Source organism: Thermoactinomyces intermedius, assembly GCF_013912365.1.
Lineage (GTDB): Bacteria > Bacillota > Bacilli > Thermoactinomycetales > Thermoactinomycetaceae > Thermoactinomyces > Thermoactinomyces intermedius.
The window spans coordinates 21,247-43,499 of sequence record NZ_JACETT010000004.1 but is presented as its reverse complement, the minus strand read 5'-3'; the positions used below and the strand labels follow the sequence as shown (position 1 = coordinate 43,499).

21 protein-coding genes and 2 tRNA genes are annotated in these 22,253 nt (G+C 50.1%); all 23 read right to left on the bottom strand.

What is annotated here, in order from left to right:
- Positions 1-54: 54 nt before the first annotated feature.
- The 23 genes from lysS to spoVT all read right to left on the bottom strand — a co-directional run bounded on the left by lysS (position 55) and on the right by spoVT (position 22,172).
- Positions 55-1,551 carry a lysine--tRNA ligase gene (gene lysS / locus H1R82_RS01855; RefSeq protein ID WP_181732374.1) on the bottom strand — a complete coding sequence of 499 codons (1,497 nt, stop codon included), beginning with the start codon at positions 1,549-1,551 and terminating at the stop codon, positions 55-57.
- Positions 1,552-1,576: 25 nt separating this feature from the next.
- The gene (gene dusB / locus H1R82_RS01850) at positions 1,577-2,593 is read right to left on the bottom strand and encodes a tRNA dihydrouridine synthase DusB (RefSeq protein WP_181732373.1); all 1,017 of its coding nucleotides are present in this window, start codon (positions 2,591-2,593) and stop codon (positions 1,577-1,579) included.
- Between the two features lie 22 nt (positions 2,594-2,615).
- On the bottom strand, positions 2,616-3,122 hold the full coding sequence (gene folK, locus H1R82_RS01845) for a 2-amino-4-hydroxy-6-hydroxymethyldihydropteridine diphosphokinase (protein ID WP_181732372.1): 507 nt from the start codon (positions 3,120-3,122) through the stop codon (positions 2,616-2,618).
- Entirely contained in the window at positions 3,119-3,478 is a 360-nt protein-coding gene (folB, locus tag H1R82_RS01840) for a dihydroneopterin aldolase (protein WP_181732371.1), read from the bottom strand. The genes folK and folB overlap by 4 nt, the downstream gene beginning before the upstream one ends.
- The gene (folP, locus tag H1R82_RS01835) at positions 3,471-4,322 is read right to left on the bottom strand and encodes a dihydropteroate synthase (RefSeq protein WP_181732370.1); all 852 of its coding nucleotides are present in this window, start codon (positions 4,320-4,322) and stop codon (positions 3,471-3,473) included. Before folP ends, folB begins: the two co-directional genes overlap by 8 nt.
- 459 nt (positions 4,323-4,781) lie before the next feature.
- Complete coding sequence (gene cysK, locus H1R82_RS01830) at positions 4,782-5,714, bottom strand: cysteine synthase A (RefSeq protein ID WP_181732369.1); 933 nt, start codon at positions 5,712-5,714, stop codon at positions 4,782-4,784.
- Between the two features lie 73 nt (positions 5,715-5,787).
- Positions 5,788-6,660, bottom strand: a complete 873-nt coding sequence (gene hslO / locus H1R82_RS01825; protein ID WP_181732368.1) for an Hsp33 family molecular chaperone HslO — start codon at positions 6,658-6,660, stop codon at positions 5,788-5,790.
- A gap of 60 nt (positions 6,661-6,720) precedes the next feature.
- Positions 6,721-7,476 (bottom strand): type III pantothenate kinase, encoded by a 756-nt coding sequence (locus H1R82_RS01820; protein WP_181732446.1) that lies wholly within the window; start codon positions 7,474-7,476, stop codon positions 6,721-6,723.
- Between the two features lie 136 nt (positions 7,477-7,612).
- Positions 7,613-9,616, bottom strand: coding sequence for an ATP-dependent zinc metalloprotease FtsH (gene ftsH / locus H1R82_RS01815; RefSeq protein ID WP_181732367.1), 2,004 nt, complete (start codon positions 9,614-9,616; stop codon positions 7,613-7,615).
- A 77-nt stretch (positions 9,617-9,693) separates the two neighbouring features.
- On the bottom strand, positions 9,694-10,233 hold the full coding sequence (hpt, locus tag H1R82_RS01810; RefSeq protein WP_181732366.1) for a hypoxanthine phosphoribosyltransferase: 540 nt from the start codon (positions 10,231-10,233) through the stop codon (positions 9,694-9,696).
- A gap of 12 nt (positions 10,234-10,245) precedes the next feature.
- Positions 10,246-11,694 carry a tRNA lysidine(34) synthetase TilS gene (gene tilS / locus H1R82_RS01805; RefSeq protein ID WP_181732365.1) on the bottom strand — a complete coding sequence of 483 codons (1,449 nt, stop codon included), beginning with the start codon at positions 11,692-11,694 and terminating at the stop codon, positions 10,246-10,248.
- Between the two features lie 132 nt (positions 11,695-11,826).
- Entirely contained in the window at positions 11,827-14,292 is a 2,466-nt protein-coding gene (gene spoIIE, locus H1R82_RS01800; protein WP_181732364.1) for a stage II sporulation protein E, read from the bottom strand.
- Positions 14,293-14,586: 294 nt separating this feature from the next.
- Complete coding sequence (locus H1R82_RS01795) at positions 14,587-15,075, bottom strand: ribonuclease FAU-1 family protein (RefSeq protein WP_181732363.1); 489 nt, start codon at positions 15,073-15,075, stop codon at positions 14,587-14,589.
- Between the two features lie 98 nt (positions 15,076-15,173).
- Positions 15,174-15,250, bottom strand: a tRNA-Met gene (locus tag H1R82_RS01790).
- 8 nt (positions 15,251-15,258) lie between these two features.
- A tRNA-Met gene (locus H1R82_RS01785) sits at positions 15,259-15,335 on the bottom strand.
- 96 nt (positions 15,336-15,431) lie between these two features.
- The gene (locus tag H1R82_RS01780; RefSeq protein WP_181732362.1) at positions 15,432-16,676 is read right to left on the bottom strand and encodes an exo-beta-N-acetylmuramidase NamZ family protein; all 1,245 of its coding nucleotides are present in this window, start codon (positions 16,674-16,676) and stop codon (positions 15,432-15,434) included.
- A 69-nt stretch (positions 16,677-16,745) separates the two neighbouring features.
- Complete coding sequence (locus H1R82_RS01775) at positions 16,746-17,132, bottom strand: FtsB family cell division protein (RefSeq protein WP_181732361.1); 387 nt, start codon at positions 17,130-17,132, stop codon at positions 16,746-16,748.
- 4 nt (positions 17,133-17,136) lie between these two features.
- Positions 17,137-17,712: a spore cortex biosynthesis protein YabQ gene (gene yabQ / locus H1R82_RS01770; RefSeq protein WP_181732360.1), complete on the bottom strand. Its 576-nt coding sequence runs from the start codon at positions 17,710-17,712 to the stop codon at positions 17,137-17,139.
- Positions 17,709-17,996, bottom strand: a complete 288-nt coding sequence (gene yabP, locus H1R82_RS01765) for a sporulation protein YabP (protein ID WP_037997999.1) — start codon at positions 17,994-17,996, stop codon at positions 17,709-17,711. The genes yabQ and yabP overlap by 4 nt, the downstream gene beginning before the upstream one ends.
- A 45-nt stretch (positions 17,997-18,041) precedes the next feature.
- Positions 18,042-18,341, bottom strand: a complete 300-nt coding sequence (locus H1R82_RS01760; RefSeq protein ID WP_309544769.1) for an RNA-binding S4 domain-containing protein — start codon at positions 18,339-18,341, stop codon at positions 18,042-18,044.
- A gap of 51 nt (positions 18,342-18,392) precedes the next feature.
- A complete protein-coding gene (gene yabN, locus H1R82_RS01755; RefSeq protein WP_181732358.1) occupies positions 18,393-19,859 on the bottom strand; it encodes a bifunctional methyltransferase/pyrophosphohydrolase YabN in 1,467 nt (488 codons plus the stop codon).
- Between the two features lie 25 nt (positions 19,860-19,884).
- Positions 19,885-21,522, bottom strand: coding sequence for a putative polysaccharide biosynthesis protein (locus tag H1R82_RS01750; RefSeq protein WP_181732357.1), 1,638 nt, complete (start codon positions 21,520-21,522; stop codon positions 19,885-19,887).
- A 107-nt stretch (positions 21,523-21,629) separates the two neighbouring features.
- The gene (gene spoVT, locus H1R82_RS01745; protein ID WP_181732356.1) at positions 21,630-22,172 is read right to left on the bottom strand and encodes a stage V sporulation protein T; all 543 of its coding nucleotides are present in this window, start codon (positions 22,170-22,172) and stop codon (positions 21,630-21,632) included.
- Positions 22,173-22,253: the final 81 nt, after the last annotated feature.

The following is a 22,253-nucleotide window of genomic DNA, read 5'->3' as shown; positions in this document are numbered from 1 at the left end:
GTGGATAACTTGTGAAAAAAGCTTCTGATTCATGTCGAATCAGAAGCTTTTCCATCAGTCTTCCTGCTGGTTTTCGCGCATATGCGGGAACAAGAGAACGTCGCGGATCGACGGGCTGTCTGTCAACAGCATCACCAAACGGTCCACACCGATTCCCAGACCGCCGGTGGGCGGCATTCCGTATTCGAGTGCTTCCAGGAAATCTTCATCCATCGGGTGCGCTTCGTCGTTACCAGCTTCTTTTTCTCTCAATTGTGCTTCAAAACGCTCCCGTTGATCCATCGGGTCGTTCAATTCGGAGAAAGCATTCGCATGTTCCCGTCCCACGATAAACAGCTCAAACCGGTCCGTAAACCTGGGATCTTCTTCATTTTTCTTCGCAAGCGGCGAAATCTCCACCGGATGTCCGTAAACGAACGTCGGTTGAATCAATTGGTCTTCCACTTTTTGTTCAAAGAACTCATTGACAATGTGCCCAAAGGTCATAAACTCCGTAATTTCCACGCCATGTTCTTTCGCAAGCCGGCGGGCTTCTTCATCGGTCATTTGCCGGGTGAAATCCACCCCGGTCGTTTCCCGGATCAATTCGGTCATCGATTTGCGTGCCCAGCCGGGGGAAAGATCGACTTCATGGCCTTGGTAATGGATTTTCGTCGTGCCCAAGACTTCTTGTGCCACATGGGCGATCAAATCCTCCGTGAGATCCATGATGTCATGGAAATCGGCATAAGCGGCATACAATTCCATCATGGTAAACTCCGGATTATGGCGGGTGGAAATCCCTTCATTGCGGTATACACGGCCGATTTCATACACTTTTTCAAATCCGCCCACAACCAGGCGTTTCAAATGAAGTTCAAGGGCAATCCGCATATACAGCTTCATATCGAGTGCATTGTGGTGGGTGATGAACGGACGTGCCGCCCCGCCGCCGGCGATCACATTCATGGTCGGGGTTTCCACTTCCAAAAACCCTTGTTGATCCAAATACCGGCGCATCGCGGCAATGATCCGGCTCCGGGTGATAAACGTTTCTTTGACTTCCGGATTCATGATGAGGTCCAAATACCGTTTCCGATACCGGAGTTCCACATCTTTCAACCCGTGATATTTTTCAGGAAGGGGACGGAGCGATTTGCTCAGGAAATCCACCTGATCGGCTTTGACGCTGACTTCCCCGCGGTTGGTTTTAAAGACAACGCCTTTGATCCCCAGAAAATCCCCGAGGTCGGCTGTCCGGAAAATCTCATACTGCTCTTCCCCCACCCGGTCCAGCCGGACATAGATCTGAATCCGGCCGCTCATATCCTGGAGATGGGCAAAGGAAGCTTTTCCTTGTTTCCGTTTGGCCACAAGACGCCCGGCAATCGATACGGAAATATTTTTTTCCTGCAATTCTTCTTTGGACATCGATTCGTATTGATCCAAAATCGTTTTTGCATGATGGGTACGCTCAAATTTGTGGCCGAAAGGATTGACACCTTTCTCCCTCAACGCAGAAACTTTTTCACGCCTGATTTGAAACAGATCGCTTTGTTCTTCATGACTCATCGTTTCGCACTCCTTCGTTCATCCGTTACGCAGATTCTTGATTGACGGCTTCTTGTTTTTCGCGCTGACGCGTTTCGAATTCCTCCGCAAACGAAAGCAGGAGATTTGCCATCCCATCCCTGGTTTCTTGTTGATTGACTTTTTCTTTGACTTTGCTGGCGCCAGGCAATCCTTTGAGATACCACGCCGCATGTTTTCGCATTTCGCGGACGGCGATGTCTTCCCCCCGCAGTTTGACAAGCCGGTCCATATGCAAAATGGCAATTTCCATCTTTTCCCGCACTTCCGGTTCCGGAAGCAGTTCGCCGGTCTCCAGATAATGGACCGTCCGGTACAACATCCACGGATTCCCCAATGCGCCGCGGCCGATCATGACCCCGTCACAACCGGTTGTATCAAGCATCCGCTTCGCATCTTCCGGTGTAAAGACATCGCCGTTTCCGATGACAGGAATCCCCACGGCCTCTTTGACTTTTTTAATCCAACTCCAGTCCGCCTGCCCGCGGTACATCTGCTTCCGCGTGCGCCCGTGTACAGAAACCGCTTTTCCTCCGGCGCGTTCGACCGCTTTGGCGTTTTCAACCACATAAATATGATCTTCATCCCAGCCAATGCGCATCTTGACGGTCACCGGTTTGTCCACGGCTTCCACCACGGCGGACACCATCTCTTCAATCTTGTCCGGATCGAGCAGCCAGCGGGCGCCCGCATCGCATTTGACCACTTTCGGAACCGGACATCCCATGTTGATATCGATAATATCCGCATTGGTTTGTTGGTCGACAACTTTGGCCGCCTCGACCAGCGTTTCTTTGTCTCCGCCGAAAATTTGCAAACTGAGCGGTTTCTCCCGTTCATCCACATAAAGCATCTCCCGGGTCCTTTTATTCCCGTGCAAAATGGCTTTGTCGCTCACCATTTCCGCACACACCAACCCCACGCCAAACTCTTTGGCAATGAGGCGGAAAGCCGGATTGCAGACGCCTGCCATCGGAGCCAACACAACACGGTTTTTTAACGCAATGTCCCCGATTTTCAGCATCGAAATACCTCCTTTCCCCATGTTAAACCGGAATCATTTCCAATTTGTGCACTTTTTGGTCACCGGGAATCTCCTTCATCCACTGGGAAATCGTTTTATGCGTCCCCGGGATTTCGATATCCCCGGCAATTTCAAACAAGGGGACCAAAACAAATGCCCGCCCGGTCATGCGCGGATGGGGCACCACCAGATCATCCTGCCGGATCAAGCGGTCTTCATAAAGAAGCAGATCCAGATCCATGGTGCGCGGTCCCCAGCGGATCTTTCGCACCCGGTGAAACTTTTGTTCGATCTGCAGAAAAGCTTCCAACAATTGCCCGGGAGACAAAGTCGTCTGGATTTCTGCCGCCATGTTGTAAAACGGCGGTTGGTCGAGATACCCTACCGGAGCAGTTTCATAAATCGAAGAGGTTTTCCGCACGTGGATTCCTCTGGTGTTGTTCAACAGATGGATCGCCTGTTTCAGCTGTTCCCGCCGATCTCCCTGATTGGTTCCCAGCCCCAGATAGGCCGTCACTTTCCTGCTCATGTCCTTGTCCTTACCACTTCAACCCCGACCGACTCATAGTGTCCCTGAATCGGCGGGTTGGGTTTGGTGACGCGGACCCGTACTTCTTCAATCGGGAAATCAGCCAACAAACGTCCGGCAATCCGCTCTGCCAAGGTTTCAATCAATTTCACCCGGGTTCCGGTCATGATGGTTTCCACTTTCTGATACACGGCTCCGTAATCGACGGTATTTTGCAAATCGTCTGTTGTGCCGGCAGGCTTTAAATCCAATTTCATTTCCAGATCGACATAAAAACGCTGCCCCAGCCGGTTTTCTTCGGCATAAGCCCCATGATACCCGTAAAAACTCAGCCGTTTCATAAAGATTTTATCCACGGGTCTCCGCCTCCTCCGGCAGAACCCCGAACAGCATCGCATCCATCATCCGGCAAACCCTGGTCATCTCTTTGACATCGTGAACCCGGACAATCCGGCATCCTTGGGCGATTCCGAATGCCACCGTTGCCGCCGTGCCTTCCATCCGTTCTTCCGTCGGCAGGTTCAACGTTTTGCCAATCATGGATTTTCTGGATGTTCCCAATAACACGGGATATCCCAACGCGGTAATGCGATCCAGGTGGCGCATCACGGTTAAATTTTGTTCAAGGGTTTTGGCAAAGCCGATCCCGGGATCCAAAATGATGTTTTCATCTTTGACACCGGCTTGTTTCGCATTTTGCACCATCGCCATCAGATCCCGGATCACATCATCCATCAGGGAATCATAGTCTGCTTGTTGCCGGTTATGCATCAAAATGACCGGCACATCCAATTCGGCCGCAACCTTGGCCATGTCCGGATCTTTGAGCGTTCCCCATACATCATTGATGATATGCGCCCCGGCCTGAATGCATTGCCGGGCCACTTCTGCTTTATACGTATCCACGGAAATGGGGCAGTCCAACTCGCGATGCAACACCTCAATCACCGGGAGCAAGCGGGACAATTCCTCTTCCGGCGGAACATACTCCGCCCCGGGGCGCGTGGATTCTCCGCCGATGTCTATGATATCCGCGCCATCACGCACCAGTTGTTTGGCATGCTCGACAGCCCGGTCCACCGTATTGTATTTCCCGCCGTCTGAAAAAGAGTCCGGGGTCACATTCAAAATCCCCATCACCAACGTGCGGCGATCATATGATAACGTATACGGACCGGCTTGAATCGTTGAATGGTTCATGGCTCCAGCTCCTCTCTGATGAATACAAGCGCTTGATGGCTGCATCGATGACAAAAAAAGATGGCCGACCGATTCCTTCTGTCAGTGAGCCATCTCATATCTATCTTTCATCTTCCGCAGAAGGAAATGGATTGGTTTTGATGAATCCGGTTCTTCAAAATGGTTTTTCATCTTTTCTTCACAGGGATTCCGCTCCATCCGGATGGGAAACCTCAAGGCCGGCACCGGTGATGACATGTTCTATTTCATCGATGTCCATGGCATCGTTTGTGCTCATACCGTTAAACCAATTTCATGATGACCCAATCTCTTCCCGGCTGTTCGCGACAGGCTCGACTCTTCTAATCACATCATTTTACCACATAAAACCGGGATCTTCATCACAATTTTCCCCGAAAGCAAAAGAAGCTATCCTTTCCGATAAAGGATAGCTTCCGACAGATATATCCGGTTTTACGCTTACGCTTCATCCTCGAAATTGAAAAGAGGCGTGGACAAATAACGTTCTCCGTTACTCGGAACAACAGCAACAACTTTTTTGCCCTCTCCCAACCGGCGGGCGATTTTCACCGCAGAAGCAATGGCCGCACCGGAGGAAATACCCACGAGAATCCCTTCTTCACGAGCGGCACGACGTGCCCATTCAAAAGCTTCCTCGTTATCCACTTGCAAAACTTCATCGTAAATTTCCGTATCGAGAATCTTGGGTACAAATCCGGCACCGATTCCCTGAATTTTATGAGGCCCAGGTTTTCCTCCGGACAAAACGGGGGAATTGGAAGGCTCAACAGCAACCACATGGACATGGGGATATTTTTCTTTCAAGACCCGGCCGACACCGGTAATCGTTCCGCCGGTCCCGATTCCCGCAACAAAGGCATCCAGTTCGCCACCCGTTTGTTCAACAATTTCTCTGGCGGTGTTTTCAAAGTGCGCTTTCACGTTATCCGGATTTTCAAATTGTTGGGGAACGAAGTAATCGGGATGTTGTTCATGGATTTCTCGGGCTTTTTGAATGGCCCCTTTCATTCCTTCCGCACCGGGAGTCAGCACCAGTTCGGCCCCATAGGCCCGCAAAAGATTTCTGCGTTCCACGCTCATCGTGTCAGGCATGACCAACACGGCACGGTAACCTTTGGCTGCTGCCACCATCGCCAGCCCGATTCCGGTGTTTCCGCTGGTCGGCTCCAAAATCGTGGAACCGGGTTTCAGCTCCCCGCGTTTTTCAGCTTCTTCAATCATGCTGAGGGCAATCCGGTCTTTGACACTGCCACCCGGGTTAAAAAATTCCAGTTTCAAATAAACATCGGCATCCGTCTTACCAACAATCCGGTTTAATTTCACAAGCGGTGTTTCGCCAATCAACTCAAGAATATTATTTCCAACCCGCATGTAGGAAGCCTCCTTATTCCGAGTAAACTTATAGGTTTTGTATTTATCATCATACTAATCCCGATCCAATTTGTCAATCAATTTCTTCTATTAAAATCCTTTCTAATTCCTCATCCGTAAACAAGTATCTTTCATTGCAAAAATGACAAACCACCTCGGCGCGGCCCAATTCGTCCCGGATGGATTCTATTTCCTCCTTGCCAAGCGCCCGCAACATTGCCTTTGAGCGCTCCCTGGAACAATTGCATTGGAATTGAACCGGCGATTTCCCCAGGATTTCCAAATCGTCGCCCATTAAAAAGCGCAGCATTTCTTCCGGCGTTTCACCGTTTTTCAACCGGTCCGAGATCGACGAAAGCCGGGAGATCCGTTGCTCCAATTTTTGGATCACTTCTTCCCCGGCCCCCGGCAAAAGCTGGATCATATACCCGCCGGACGCCAAAATTTCGTCCCCTTTGACCAATACCCCCAATCCCACGGACGACGGGGTTTGTTCAGAGGCCGTAAAATAATAGGTAAAGTCTTCCGCCAATTCCCCTGAGATGATCGGCGAAGCGCCGCGATACGGTTCCTTCAGCCCCAAATCTTTGATGATGTGAATCATTCCTTTTCCCACAGCGGAAGCCACATCCAGCTTGTTCCCTTTGGATTTGCCTTCCACTTGCGGTTGGTCGACACAACCGCGCACATGGCCTTGCCCGTCGGCATCCACCATGATCCGCCCGATGGGTCCGTCACCTTCCACCCGAATCAAGACTTTGTGGTTCTTCTCTTTTAAAGTCACGCCCATCATCGCGCCCATGGTTGCCGTTCTGCCCAATGCCGCGCTGACCACCGGAAAAGTGCGGTGACGTTGTTGCAGTTCCTGTACCAGATTCGTCGTCCGTGCCGCAAACCCGCGCACGGCCCCGTCTGCAGAGATCGCTCGAATAACATAATCTTCCATCAGTGATTTCCTCCTTAAAAAAAGGACTCCTTTGCAAGAAGCCCTCTGTTTCCCATTCTGTTACTTTGCATTCAGCTCATGGATCAACTTCAATCCTTCCAAAGTTAAAAGCGGATCCACCTTGTCAATCGTCTTGGTATCCTTGCAAATCAATGAAGCATACCCGCCAGTGGCCACCACCGTGGGACGTTGACGCATCATCTTTTTCATGCGGGTGACAATTTCATCCACAAGCCCGACATAACCATAGTATATGCCAGCCTGCATGGATTGAACCGGATTTTTTCCAACCACCGAATCCGGTTTGTCAATTTCCACCCTCGTCAACTTGGCGGCCCGTTGATACAGCGCCTCCATGGATATACTGATACCGGGCGCAATGGCACCGCCGACGTAATTTTCCTCTTCATCAATAAAACAGAAGGTGGTCGCCGTCCCGAAATCAACAATCACCAGCGGCGCCCCGTATTTCTCAATGCCGGCCACCGCATTGGCAATCCGGTCGGCCCCGACCTCGCGTGGATTGTCATACTTGATATTTAAACCGGTCCGGATGCCCGGTCCCAGGATCAACGGGGTCAACCCAAGATACTTTTCGGCCATCCGCCGCAAGACAATCGTCAGCGGAGGGACAACGGAAGAAAGGATGGCAGCCCCCACATCTTCAATGGACAAGTTGGTATAGGAAAGCAAACTGGCCAATTGCATGCCGTATTCATCTTCGGTCGCGTGGCGGTTTGTTTGCAAACGCCAATGATGCAACAATTTTTCCTTCCGGTAAATGCCCAAAACGATATTGGTGTTTCCAACATCCATGACCAGCAATAAATCTTTATTCAAGTTATTCACCTGCTTTAGCGATGTAATCCATTTTATTTATAGAATACCATCCTCCCGGATTCTTTTACATCCATTAATTCACAAGAAAAAAGAGGCGGTTCCGCCTCTTTTTTTACACCGATTGGTTTGGATCCGAATCTTTATCCGCCGGATCGTTATTGACAAACGGGTTATCCTTTACGGGACTTTCTGCCCGGTTTGCGTCAACCGTCCCGGAATTATCCTGTTTCGTGGACTCTTTATTGGTTTCTTCTTCCTCTTTGGATTGGATGTTGACTTTTACTGAATCGTCATCATCCAACTTCCCGTTTTCAAGCAGCTGTTTGATTTGCCGCTCATCCAACGTTTCTTTTTCCAACAAGGTTTGCGCCAACAGTTCCAATTTGTCGCGATGTTCCATGATCAGGTTTTTCGCCCGGTTGTAGCAGGAACGGATCAAATCTTGCATCTCCGTATCGATTTCATAGGCGATTTTATCGCTGTAGTTGGATTCGTGTCCCAGGTCGCGACCCAGGAACACTTGCCCTTGCGAACGCCCGAAGGTCATGGTGGCCAACCGGTCGCTCATTCCGTATTCCGTAATCATGGAACGGACAATGGAGGTTGCTTTCTCAAAGTCATTGCTGGCCCCGGTGCTGATTTCACCAAACACAACCTCTTCGGCGACACGGCCTCCGAGCAACCCGGTCACCCGGTCCAGCAATTCGTTTTTGGTGGCCAAATAACGATCTTCTTTCGGCAACATCATGGCATACCCGCCGGCTTGCCCGCGGGGGACGATGGTTACCTTGTGAACAACGTCGGCATGCTGCAGGTAATATCCGCACAACACGTGTCCCGATTCATGATATGCAACAATTTTTCGTTCTTTTTTGCTGAACACGCGGCTTTTCTTCTGAGGACCCGCAATCACGCGGTCCACCGCTTCATCAATTTCTTCCATCGTGATTTTCTTCTTCCGGTGCCGTGCCGCAAGCAGAGCCGCTTCATTCAACAAGTTCTCCAGATCGGCTCCGGAAAAGCCCGTGGTACGCTGGGCAATGACTTCCAATTTGACGTCTTCTGCCAGGGGTTTGTTACGGGCATGCACTTTCAAAACGGCTTCCCGGCCTTTCACATCGGGACGGTTCACCAGAATCTGGCGGTCAAAACGGCCCGGGCGCAACAATGCCGGGTCGAGGATATCCGGACGGTTGGTTGCCGCCATGATGATGATTCCGGAATTGACATCAAATCCGTCCATTTCCACAAGCAATTGGTTCAAAGTTTGTTCGCGCTCGTCGTGGCCGCCGCCGAGTCCGGCCCCGCGTTGACGGCCCACTGCGTCAATTTCGTCGATAAAGATGATACAAGGCGCATTTTTCTTCGCCTGTTCAAACAAATCACGAACACGGGATGCACCCACCCCGACAAACATTTCCACAAAGTCCGAACCGCTGATGGAAAAGAACGGAACTTTCGCTTCTCCGGCCACCGCCCTGGCCAACAAGGTTTTCCCTGTTCCCGGCGGTCCGACCAAAAGAACCCCTTTCGGAATCCGTGCCCCCATTTGGGCGTAACGCCGGTTGTCTTTCAGAAAGTCAACAATTTCGACCAACTCGGCTTTTTCCTCGTCTGCGCCTGCCACGTCATCAAAAGTTACACGCCTTTTCTCTTCATTGTAAAGCTTGGCTTTGCTTTTGCCGAAATTCATCACACGGCTTCCGCCGCCTTGCGCCTGGTTTAACAAGAAAAAGAAAAGGAAAAGAATGACGACAAAAGGAATGATGTACGTAAACAAGGTGATCCAAATCGAGTCACCTTTCGGTTTTTCATAAGTCACCTTGACATTTGCATTTTGTAAATCCTGAAGCACCGTTGAACCGTAGTTCGCGGGTCCCCGGGTTACAAAAGACTTGCCCGGCTGGTCCTTGAACTTACCTTCAATATGGTAAGTACCCCCATCCAACTGTACCTTGATGTCGGTGAGCTTGTTCGCCATCAGCTGTTGCCTGTATTCATTGTAAGCCAGCTGCTGCGTGTCTGTTGCCGGATTGGCAAACATATTGATAACCGCAATGGTTACCAGGATGAGGATAATATATAATACTCCATTTCTGAGGAAGTAGTTTTTCATCCCTGGCCTCCTCTCAGTCCACTTGTATCATTTTAGCATAGCAGGCAAACGGTTCTCAACAAAACAAAACGCCACGGTTAATCCGCATAAACTTCCTCTTTGAGGATTCCTATGTATGGGAGATTCCGATATTTCTCCGCATAATCAAGGCCATAACCGACAACAAATGCATCCGGAATCGTATATCCGCAGTAATCTGGGCTCAGGTCCACTTTACGGCGTTCCGGTTTGTCCAGCATGGTGATGATTTTAACCGATGCCGCATTCCGCGCTTTCAGCATTTCCACCAGATAACTGAGCGTCAAACCGGAATCAATTATGTCTTCGACAATCAGGACATGACGTCCTTCGACGGATGTCTCCAAATCTTTAATAATTCTCACAACCCCTGAGGATCTGGTGGAATTCCCGTAGCTGGAAACATCCATAAAGTCCATCTCAATCGGGATGTCAATCTCCCGGATCAAATCGGCCATAAAAGGAACGGCCCCTTTCAACACACAAACGCACAATGGGTTCAACCCTTTGTACTCACGGGAAATGATTTTCCCCAACTCCTCTACTTTTTCCCGGATTTGTTCTTTGGTAAACAACACTTCCGCAATGTCTTCATGCACGGTGGGAACCTCCTATCTTTCTTCGGGTGTATCATTTTGATCCCACAATAAATATAGAAAACGTTTCGTTGATGCTGTCACAGGAGCCAGGTCGGACCTCCTCACTCCCGGTATCCAGATGATTTCATCACCGGATCCTACCAATGGGTAGCGCGAACGCATTTTTTTGGGGATTTTTGCTTCCATCATTAAACTTTTTACCTTTTTTCTTCCGCGCATACCCGAACAACGCATTTTGTCCCCTGGTTTCCGGGCCCGGACATAAAGCGGTCCTGAAAGAAGATCAAGGTCAAACACAGCATGGCTAAAAACGTTTTTCAATCTATGTATGGGGATGGGTTGATCTGACTCCAATATTTCCATTCTACCCAAAAATCCCGGTAATGAAGACGCTCCATGACCGGGCAACCGGATCATTTCCGGCGTTTCCCGCCCGTCCCGGGCTTCATCCGGTGTTTGTGGCTTTTTTGTGAAAATCAGCTTGGAATACTCTCTTTCTGCAACGATTCCTTGAAACATACGGATCATTGCCGACGGATTGTTGTTTTCAGCCAATTTTCGAACCTGATCCACTTTATCAAGGGAAAGTTCCGTTACATCTTGGTGGCAAAGATAACTTAATATTAGTTTAACCACTCTTCTTTGTAAAGCAACCGACAAGTGAAGAAAACTTGAAACATCAAGCGTGTAACAGTTTTCACCCCGGTCGGCGACCACGTCTTCCAATGCCTTTTTCACCCGGATATCCCAGTCTCTTTCTTCTTCCCGGATCAGATCGCTCAACTTTGACACCGCTCTGTCGGCATGCGGATACAGCTTTCTCACCACGGGAATCAGTTCATGCCGGATCCGGTTTCGCGTATATTCGAGCGAGCGGTTGCTTGAATCTTCACGCGGGGACAGATTCTGTTCCCGGCAATAAGAAACGATTTCCTCTTTCCTGAATCCCAACAAAGGCCGGATCAACACGTAATCTTCCCAAGGCCGGGCCCAATCCATCCCGGCGAGGCCGGAGACTCCCGTTCCCCGCAACAAACGCATCAACACCGTTTCCAATTGGTCATCGGCATGATGCGCCAACGCCAGCCGGTCTGCTTTGAATTCCTCCGCCGCCTGTTTGAATGCCCGGTAGCGTAATGTTCGTGATACAGCCTGTTTATTCCCTCCGTGTTTTTTCCGTTCGCCGGTCACATCCACATGCATGACACGGACAGGAATGTTCCATTCCTTTGCGCGGCACACCACATATTTCTCATCTTCATCGCTTTCTTCCCCGCGCAAGTGGTGATTCACATGAACGGCAAACACTTGATGCCCCAATGCCTTTTCCAACCGTTTTAAAGCAAACAGCAAGGCCGTGGAATCGGGACCGCCCGATACCCCGACCAGTACGTTGTCACCGGGTTTGATCAATTTTCTCGTTGCAATCGCTTCTTCCAGGCGTTCCAAAAACCAGGACAATGTCATCTTCCCCTTAAAATTCCCATTAAATAAAAAGGCCCGGGAAGCCCCGGGTTTGTTTTCATTCTTCCCTGTACTCATCATATATTTTTTCAGGAAGGGAAGCAATTTACAACATGGTTTTTGTCCGATTTAATTCACGGATTCCGGCCGGACGAGCTTTTTGACGCCAGGCAAACGGATCGTCGACCATTCGGGGGAATGCTTCTCCACCTTGGAAACGACAATCGTCATATCGTCCATGATCCGGCCCCCGTGATGCCGCACCACTTTTTCCAAAAGGCAATCCGCAAATCCTTGCGGATCTTTGGTGTCAATTTCTGAAATCATCCGCGCCATGAACGCATCTTTGTTGACCGCATGATCCGGTGTGTCATAAACCCCGTCTGTCATCAAAATAATCAGGTCGCCCGGCTCCAACTGCATTTCAATCGGTTCAAATTCAATATGATTTAAAATGCCGATGGGCGGATTGGCTGCCGACAGGGTGATCACCTTTTTCCCCCGTTTGATAAAGCCCGGGGTGGAACCGATTTTCATAAACCGCCCTTCCGCGGTGTTCAAATCCACAATGGCCAAATCAATCGTCGCAAACATTTCGTCGGCCGAACGCAAACTCAAAATCGAATTGACCGTATCCACCGCCCGCTCTTCATTCATGCCCGCCTGAAGCAAACGGCGCAACAACTTCAATGCCGCACTGCTTTCGGCTTGTGCCCGTTGTCCGTTGCCCATTCCGTCCGATAAGGCCACCGCATACTTTCCTGTGCCCAAATTCATGTAACAATAGCTGTCTCCGGAAATCACTCCCCCGCCTTTTGCCGCACAAGAAGCCCCCGTTTTCAGTTCAAAACGCTGTGCCGATCCCAAAATGACAACCGCGCCGGGCGATCCGTCTTTGACCACCTTCCGGTACACGGCCACCGGCTCTCCCAAAATCTCCGTCAACAAAGGAGCCACCAACTTTTTGCACTCTTCCAGCCCGTCCCGGTCAGCCATCGTGACCTCAATCTCCACTTTTCCTTCTTCCAGGTTAATGATATCCACCCGGTGAATGGACAAGCCCAACTCTTCCAACGCTTCGTGGATCTGCTCTTCATGCGCGGACAGCACTTGGGTTTCATGGCGGATTTCCCTGGACAGCTTGGACATCACTTCCGCCATTCCGGTCAACTGGTCGGAGACCAGCCGGCGGGATTCCTGCATTTTTTCCTTCCAGTAGATGTTTTGCTCGTAGCGCGCATACTGACGCTGAATTTCGTTTAACACTTTGTCGGGACGGATGCAGTGACGTTCCCATGATTTTGGAACCGGCGCAGGATTTTGCGGCCCGTTCTCCTCGACACGAGCCATTAAATCCATCATCCCCTGATAGGTTTTCACCACTTTTTGATCCCAACAATGTTCAAACTTGCTGCACCCCATGCAAGCCTGATCCATGATCTCGGAAATAAAAAACCGGACCTGGTCTTCATCTTCTTTTTTGTGTTTGGTCACATCTTCACGGAAACTGAACGCCAACTCCTGAAACAATTCCGTGAATTTCTCCACTTTGCTCGCCGTCACTTCCCTGAGGCGTTTGATGTGCTCCTGTTGCGCCGCATGATTTTCCAGCGTGCCGGGGACATACCGGGACAATGCTTTCAACCAACGTTCCGGAGTCAGGAAAAACAAACAGACGGCAAGGGCCGATTCCTGCATGGAAGGCCAGACGGCCGTGGAGCCGCCGTCATACAGGGTCAGGATGGCCGACCCCAACAGGAAGCCGATCGAAACGCCGATTTTTTTCCTTTCTTTGAACAAACCGGCCAACAAGCCCGCAAACGCCAGCAAACTGATCTGCAAAATGGCTTTGGGTTCGGAGAGGCTTAAAATCATGCCTGTGACCACCCCCATGGAGGAGCCCATCATGCCCCCGCCCACCAAAGCCAGCACCAGAATCGCATAACGGGAAATGATGTTGACGACCGATAACTGTCCTGCTTCCCACCCCATGGTTCCGGTCATCGCGGAACCCAGAAGAATCACCAGACAGACGATTTCCTCCTGGCGCAGGGAAACGCGTCTTTTTTTCATGGTGAAAATCGGCAGGGATTGGACAAAGATAAACGTCAAAATGAAACTGAGCAGCACATCGATCCCGGCTAACAACAATTCATAAGAAGTCCCGCCTTTCCACCACCACCCGGCCAGGCGGGCCACGACCCCCGTGATCCCCACCATAAAAGGAGCAAAACTGATCTCTCCTTTTCCCAAGGCGGCAAAAACTTTCTGGATAAAAAGGAAAAGGAGCAAACTGCCGGTCATCTTGGCCATTTCCGCCCCGCCCAGGGTGGCCGCACCGAGAATCAGTGACAACATCACCACCGGCCATTGTTTTTTGGCCAAATGATACACCACGGCCAGATAAGCGACAGCAAACGGGGAAATCATCCCCAGGATCGTGGCTCTTCCCAAGAGCACTCCCATCACGACAACCGGAACATTCCACATGTTCGCCAAACGATGCATGATCCGTCTTCGCTTACTGCTTTCCCAACCGAACCAATTTCCAACCGGTCGAATCAATAAATTCCGAAAATGAGTTCCCACTTGCATCCCATGTCACCTCGCGTTCAGTTTGTGCCACTCATTATAGCGGGGAGGCAAGCGGAAAGTTTGTTGCAATTTCTGAAAAGAAAAATTTTTTTGGCGACATTTTTCCGGCCGGCCGCAATCCCGTATGATTTGCCATCGGGCCAAAGCGGGAACGGCAAGGGATTCAGCCAAATGAGCCCCCGGCTTCCTTCGGGAGCTCACTCGGATCCCGTCTTCCTTTGTCGTTTTCTCTCAGGACAAACATGGGAGCGACAAAACTTCCTATTTCTTTTTCCGGTTTGTCGAAAATCGGATTCACCGGCGCCGGGAAGGGGAATCCGTCAACGGATACATCTTGGCCTCGCGAATAAACGAGGGAATCAGCTTGCGATCGGCATGCAAACGGATCATCTGGTCCAGCGTCCGCAACGCATGCACCTGCTGTCTGCGTTTGATCTGCCTGCGTTCAATGGAATCGGCAAATTCATCAATATCGATCACGTGATAATGATCATCCCGGTCAATGATCAGATCCAACAACAGATCGACCATCACATAACGCAAGCGGCCCACCTGGTGCATTTGCATCACATCGCAATAATAGTAAAGAAATTCTCCGGAGCGGCCGAACACTTTTGAAATCGTGTATCCCTTGCGCACAAAATAGTACGTCAAAAAGATCCGTTTTCCGTCCGGATTGGCATACTGCGTGGAGAACAAATGACGCCCCCGCCAATCCCGGACTTTTTCCGTATAGGTTTTATTTATGGTCGTAAACTTTATTTTCTTAATCACGACATTCACACAATCACTCCCATGCACTGGCAACTTGCTGATCCTTAAAAATCACATAAAAAAAAGGCGACATTCACCCAATTGGGGAAGCTCGCCTTCTCCTTCTTTGGTAGCGGCGGAGGGCCTCGAACCCCCGACCTTACGGGTATGAACCGTACGCTCTAGCCAGCTGAGCTACGCCGCCATATATTTTGGTTGCGGGGACAGGATTTGAACCTGCGACCTTCGGGTTATGAGCCCGACGAGCTACCTGACTGCTCCACCCCGCGTCAATTCATCATTTATCACCGCGAACAATCTCAATTATACATAGCCTGTGTTTCGGTGTCAACATCCAATTTCATTTAAAATTGAATTCAGATTTTTCACGATGAATAGAGAAGGTATTTTTTCCGCATCCCCTGAAAGTGATGGATTTCTTTTTTCCATTGCCGGATGATTTCCCGGGCGGACTTCCCCTGATCCAATTGGCGGCGTATCTGGTCCGTTCCGGCCAGCAGATCTATCCAGTATTTTTCCCCTGATCGGACCCAGGCAAACTGCTCCGGGTACAATTTTTTCGTTTTCTCCAAAATCGTGATCCCCGTTAAAACCGGGTCAAATTGGTCCACATCCGTAACATGGATTTGGACACCGCCCACCTCTTCCCCCTGGTATTTTGAAAAAGTGGGGATAAAATAAGCCTCCCGAAAAACAACCCCCGGCAAACGGGCCCGGTTCAACGCCTGAGCCAATTCCCAACCGTTGACATAGGGAGCCCCGACCAGTTCAAAAGGACGGGTCGTCCCTCTTCCTTCCGACAAGTTGGTTCCTTCCACCAACCCCGTCCCCGGATAGACAAGGGCAGTCAACGGGGAGGGAATGTTCGGGGAAGGCATCACCCATGGCAATCCGGTATCTTCATACCTCTGCTCCCGGGTCCACCCCTCCATTTTCACCACGTGCAATTCCGATTTCGGCACTTGCTGATCATTGATTAAAAGAGCCAATTCCCCGATCGTCATTCCGTGCACGAGCGGAATGGGAAACCGTCCCACGGAGGAGCGGAACGCCGGCTCTAACATCGGCCCCTCCACCCGTATTCCGCCAAGCGGATTGGGCCGGTCCAAAACATAAAAAGGTTTCTTTGACATTCCCGCGGCCTTCATCGCGTCCGCCATCGTGTAAAGATAAGTGTAAAACCGGGTGCCGGTCTCCTGCATGTCAAAGACAAGGACATCCACTTCTTGAAAGAGGGAAACCATTTCTTCCGGATTTTTCCCATACAAGTTTTCGAAAGGAACTCCCGTTTTGGGATCCACCACCGCAGCCGGTTCCTCTCCGGCTTGTTCAGCCCCGCGGACCCCGTGCTCCGGACCGAACACGTTTGTCACTTGAATCCCGCGGGCCAGCATCGCATCCAACGCATGCCGGTAATCCGGGGTGATGCTGGTCGGATTGGCGATCAAGCCCACCCGTTTTCCTTGAAAATCCTCCGGATTCCCCAACACTTTTTCCAATCCGGTGATCACCTTTTTTTCCTTGTTTTCCTGCACATGAAGACGGAAACAACCGGATCCGGCCAAAACCAACAGTACGATGCAAAAAAGCCCGATCCACTTTCTTCCCATTCGCCATCCCTCTTCCTGTCACAGATAGAAAAAGCCTCTTGTTCCCCGACAGAACAAGAGGGATTTGCTTCACTCTTTGTTTTCAATGGAGTAAATTTGTTCACCCGGTTTTCCGTAACCCATTTTATGTGCCAATTCCATCATGTAATCTTCCGATTTTAACTTTTGCACTTCCTGCTTTAACGTTTTCTGTTGTTCATAAGCCTGAGACAACTGCCTTTGTTTGTCGGCCAATTCTTTTTCCTGATCCCAGATGCGCACCTGCTGGATCACGCTTTGCGCCGCCGCCCAAACAATAAAGACAACCATGCATCCGAGCCAGATCAGCCGGCGCCTTTTGACGGCGGGGTGCAAAGGGCGTACGAATCGGGATTTGGATGCGGATTCCGGTTTTTTTCCGGTTTTTGCGGACCGCTGGATGAACAGCACATTATCTCTGCCGTGTTGATAAGCCATCTTTTCATTCACCCTTATCCCGGTTTTTATTCCACCATGCTTTGATTTTTCGGACTAGGGCCTTTCCTTTTTGAATCCTTCGGGAAAGCCAGGGTTCCAACCTGGCTTGAACAGGGCGAAGCAGGAAGAAAAACGGGGACAAAATCAGCTTGATGCATGCAGTGATTCCTTTCCAGATCAGGCCCGCCAACCGCCGGCATCCCCTGAACAAGAACCGGGCGGGCCTGAATATCAACAGGTGAAACAGCCGTGCGAGAAAGAAAAAAATCCGTTCCAAGATATGAAACAACATCCGGATTCCGCGAAGCACCGGGCGGCTTGCCCATTTAAAATAAATCAAAAAACCCAGGCATACCGCAACAAAGAAATAAAAGCGAAGCTCTCCCCAATTGCTCCAAAACAATAAACCAAATACCAAAACGGCCGAAACCATCCAATAAATGAGGTCAATGAGGGAAATCAACCACTTGCGAATCCGGAAACGGACCGTCAACACCCGGTAAAAATCAAGAATGATCCCGATAAAAAAACCGGAACCGAACATGAGAAGCATGGTAAACCATTGCGTTTGCAGCGTCACTTGAAAATCCGGCCCCAGACGCTTTTAACTTTTTCCTGTGCCGGCACAGGCATGTCCAAATAGCTCATGTCTGAAATTTGCCCTTCAATGGAAACCCTGCCCTGATCCAAATCCAGTGTTTTGATATGCAATCCTTGCCCTCTGATCCCCAGGTAGCCGTAATCGGTCTGAAGCAAAAACTCCTCGCTGTCAAAACTCTCCACACGGGTAACTCCGCTGACATCCAACGTGTTGCGGTTGGTCATCACGATCTCATGCGGAATCTGGTTAAAGGTTTCTTCCATATCACGTTCCCCCCTCTTGGTACATGATATGGACAAAATCTCCGTTTAGAACTGTTCCTGGGGATCTTTTTGTCCGCTGAGGCTTTCTTCGCGGATCAGGCTGAACATGCTCCCGGCATCTTCTTTGCGGACGGAATCCTGCAACTTCTCCACACGGACCGTCACCAATTTTTGCCCGAAACGAATTTGAATTTCGTCTCCCACGTGAAGAACCGTTCCTGCTTTGGCCGTTTTCCCGTTAATTTGAACCCGCCCTTCGTCACACACTTCCTTGGCCAATGTCCGTCTTTTCACCAAACGCGACACTTTCAAGAATTTGTCCAATCGCATGATGTCACCTTCAATCTTTTAACGTTTTCTTGAACAAAGAAAAAATTCCTGCCTGCAGCTGATCAATCATTCGCCTTTTTCCAGACGCTTGGCTTCATCCCACCAAGCATCCAATTCTTCCAAAGTGAAGTCCTCCCAACTTTTTTGGGACATCCTCACCTGGCTTTCAATGTAGCGGAAACGGCGCTCAAATTTAAAACAAGATCCGAGGAGAGCCAGTTCCGGTTGCACTTTGAGAAAGCGGGCGTAATTGACCAAAGCAAACAACACGTCCCCCAGTTCTTCTTCTTTTTCTTCCTGGGTTTTGGCTTCCGACACTTCTTTTAATTCCTCTTGCACCTTTTTTAAAACTTCCGCCGGATCATTCCAGTCAAATCCCGCTTTGGCCGCTTTTTTCTGCAGCTCGTAAGCTTTCATCAAAGCCGGGAAATGTGTGGGCACATCCTCCAGCAACGAGGAAGATTCCTCTTGCTTCTTCTCTTTTTGCTTCAACTGGTCCCAGGTCTGCTTCACATCTTCCGCCGTCTCGGCCTTTAAGGTGCCAAACACATGGGGATGGCGGCGGATCATTTTCTCATTCAAGTGGCGGATCACATCATGAATGTCAAACGTCCCCTCTTCACTGGCGATTTGCGAGTGCAACATCACTTGAAGCAACACATCCCCCAATTCCTCGGCCATTGCGTCGGAATCCTTTTCTTCCACCGCTTCCAAAAATTCATAAGCTTCCTCCAGCAGGTACGGACGCAAACTGTCATGGGTTTGTTTGCGGTCCCAAGGACAGCCTTCCGGGCTTCTCAAATGGCGGATCACTGCTTTTAAATACTCAAAGCGCGGGTATAAATCTTCCTCTTTCACCAGAGGAGGGAGATAAACGGAAGTCAAGTCGCTGAAAAGTTCCTTGCGATCCAATTCATACAAGGGGACTTCGGTGATCTGTTCCAATCCGTCGATCCCGCAAGCGGTGACAATCTTCACCGGGTGATCATCCGGATAAATTTCCATCAACGTCAATTTGACTTCGGAAGCGACAAACCGGCTGTATACCTGGGCGATCAAAAGATGATTTTCCGGATTCACCTTTCCTGAATCCAAATCCGTCCCATTGAGCAATTGAAACCCTTCAATGGGATCCACCTGCAAACGGGCAAAAAACGTTTCCAGGAAACTCACGCTTCCTCCGCGGACATCGATTTCCACCCCTTGTTCCTCCCTCTGATCGAGGAGCAACCGGACCGTCCGTTCCGCAACCATCGGGTGCCCCGGAACCGCATAAATCACCGTGGAATACTCTTTGGCCGCCTTCAGCAGCCGCCCGGCGATTTGATCATAAACCGCATCAAAATCATGATTCGATTCATAAACATCATCAAAAGTGGCAAAAGAAATCCCCTGTTGACTCAGCCACCCGGCAACCGGGATTTGCCGGGTCCGCAAAAAAACCGGGTTTTCCCCTTGTAATAACCGGAGCACTCCCAAAGACAACGATTCCTCATCGCCTGCACCCAAACCGACAACCACAATTTTTGCCATCTTTCTCCTCCTCTTGCGGATTCCTTCAAATCCGTTCTTTCTTCAGCCATCCCCATTTATCCAGGACCGGGACCAACTTTTTCCGCAGTTTCGGGACTTTCTCCAGATCCCTCCGCGTCCAGACCCCGAAGCGGAAAACGGCCCACGGGTAAACCATCACACCGACAAGCACCGACAATAAGGAAGCGGCCATCATGGCGACCCTGAATTCCAAAAAAGGAACCGCGACCAGCTGAACCAAAACCGACGTCACGTAAACAGCCGCCCCCATCCAGACCGCGGCCCATGCGGCCATCAACTCTTGCCTGGGGAACCATGATTTCCAACCGAAATGCTGTTTTATCTTCACCAGTTGCAAAACGGCCGTGCACAAAAAGGCAAGCACCGTTGAAAGGGCCGCCCCCCGGATATCCCAAAGGGGAATCAGCAGCATATTGAGTCCGACTTTCAAAACCATCCCCAAAGCCAAATAAACAGCGGGCAAATATACTTTTCCCAATCCCTGCAAAACTCCTGCCGATACAATCCACAAAGACGAGAGAACTCCGGACCATGCCAAAACAGCCAAGGCATCCGATCCCGCCCCGTCTTCATACAACATCACGTTGACGGGTCCGGCAATGACCATCAGCCCGACCGCAGCCGGAAGCCCCAAGCCCCAAGTCAACCGCAAAGCGAGGACGGCTTGCTCTTTCACTTCTTTTTCCCTTTGTTTGCTGACCAGATCCGAAATAGCCGGAACGATGGAAAGCGCGATTGCCGTGGCAAAAAACGAGGCAAACTGAACCAGAGGTTGTCCCCGGTCAAAAACGCCTTTCAAGCGAATGGCCTCTTCGGTTTCCCATCCCCGGTCCACCAGCAAATTGGCTACCGTGAAAGAATCGACCAAAGAAAACAAAGGGAGAATGAGCGAGCCGATACAGATCGGCAACGACAAGCGAAAAAGGGTTTTCATCACTTCAGCCGGCGGCTCGGTGCCGGAAGCGGCCGCAAAGCCGGCCTCTTTTTTGGGAACCGGCCGGGTTTTATGCCAATAATACAGCAATACAATCAGCGCCCCGACGGCTCCGGTGATGGACCCGAACACAGCCCCCGCACCGGCATAAACCACTCCCAATCCCACATCCATAAAATACCAAGAGAGAACAAGGATGGTCACAACCCGGATCAGCTGTTCAACCATTTGCGAATTGGCCGTCGGAACCATATTTTGCTGTCCTTGAAAAAAGCCGCGCATCACCGCCAGAAACGGCACGGCCAAAAGGGCAAAGGAAACGGTTTGAATCGGCAAAGTGAGCAAGTTACGGTTTCCCATCCATTCCGCGATTTGGCCGGCCCCAAAAAACAAAAGCAAAAAGGAAACCGCCCCCAGCAAGGACAAAGCTGTCAAAGAAACACGGAAAATTTGCGCGACTCCCGCCATTTGCCCGCGGGACCACTTTTCCGAGACCAGCTTTGAAATCGCGGCCGGGAACCCGGCGGTGGCCAGGATCAACAAAACACTGTACAAGGGATATACTTGCTGATAAACATACATCCCTTCATCGCCGGTAATATTTTGATAAGGAATTTTATAAACAGCCCCTAATATCTTCGAAAACAAAGCAGCCCCTCCCAAAATGGCCGCACCACGGATGAAGGACTGCCGGCTTTGCTCCATCATCTTCCAATTGCTCTCCTCTCCACGCTGCAATTGCTTTTCATTATACAAAAGTGCCGGAGGTTGGCAAAGAAAAAAGCAGGTACATTCACCTGCCCGACAAAGAATTGTTAATGTTCCATTTGTTTGGCCAGAAAAGTGGCAGCCGTGCTGGCCAGTTTTTCTTCCAATTCCCCCAACTTCCCTCCTTCTTTCTTGCTGAGGACGATGACTGCACCGATCGGATCGCCTCCCGCATTAATGGGAACAATGAGATAGGACTGATATTCTTCAGGCATTCCTTTGAATATCTCTGCAGTTCCCGGGTTTATTTCCAAATGAGTTCGTCTTTGATCCATACATGATTCCACGATTTCGCCAATGTTTTTCTCCAAATATTCTTTTTTGGATACACCTGCAACGGCAATCACATGATCCCTGTCACTAATAAGTGTGGGATAATGCATGTTTTCATACAATGCTTCGGAAAATTCCTGGGCAAAATCACCCAACTCGCCGATGGGCGAATACTTTTTTAAAATCACTTCGCCTTCACGGTCCACAAAAATTTCCAATGGATCTCCTTCTCGAATCCGCAATGTTCGTCGAATTTCTTTCGGAATGACAACACGCCCCAAATCGTCAATCCGACGAACGATGCCTGTTGCTTTCATAGAATGATTTCCTCTCTTTCTTATATATTTTTTAATAATTTCTGGTTTAATTTGTTTTATCAGCCATAGTATTTATTTTCT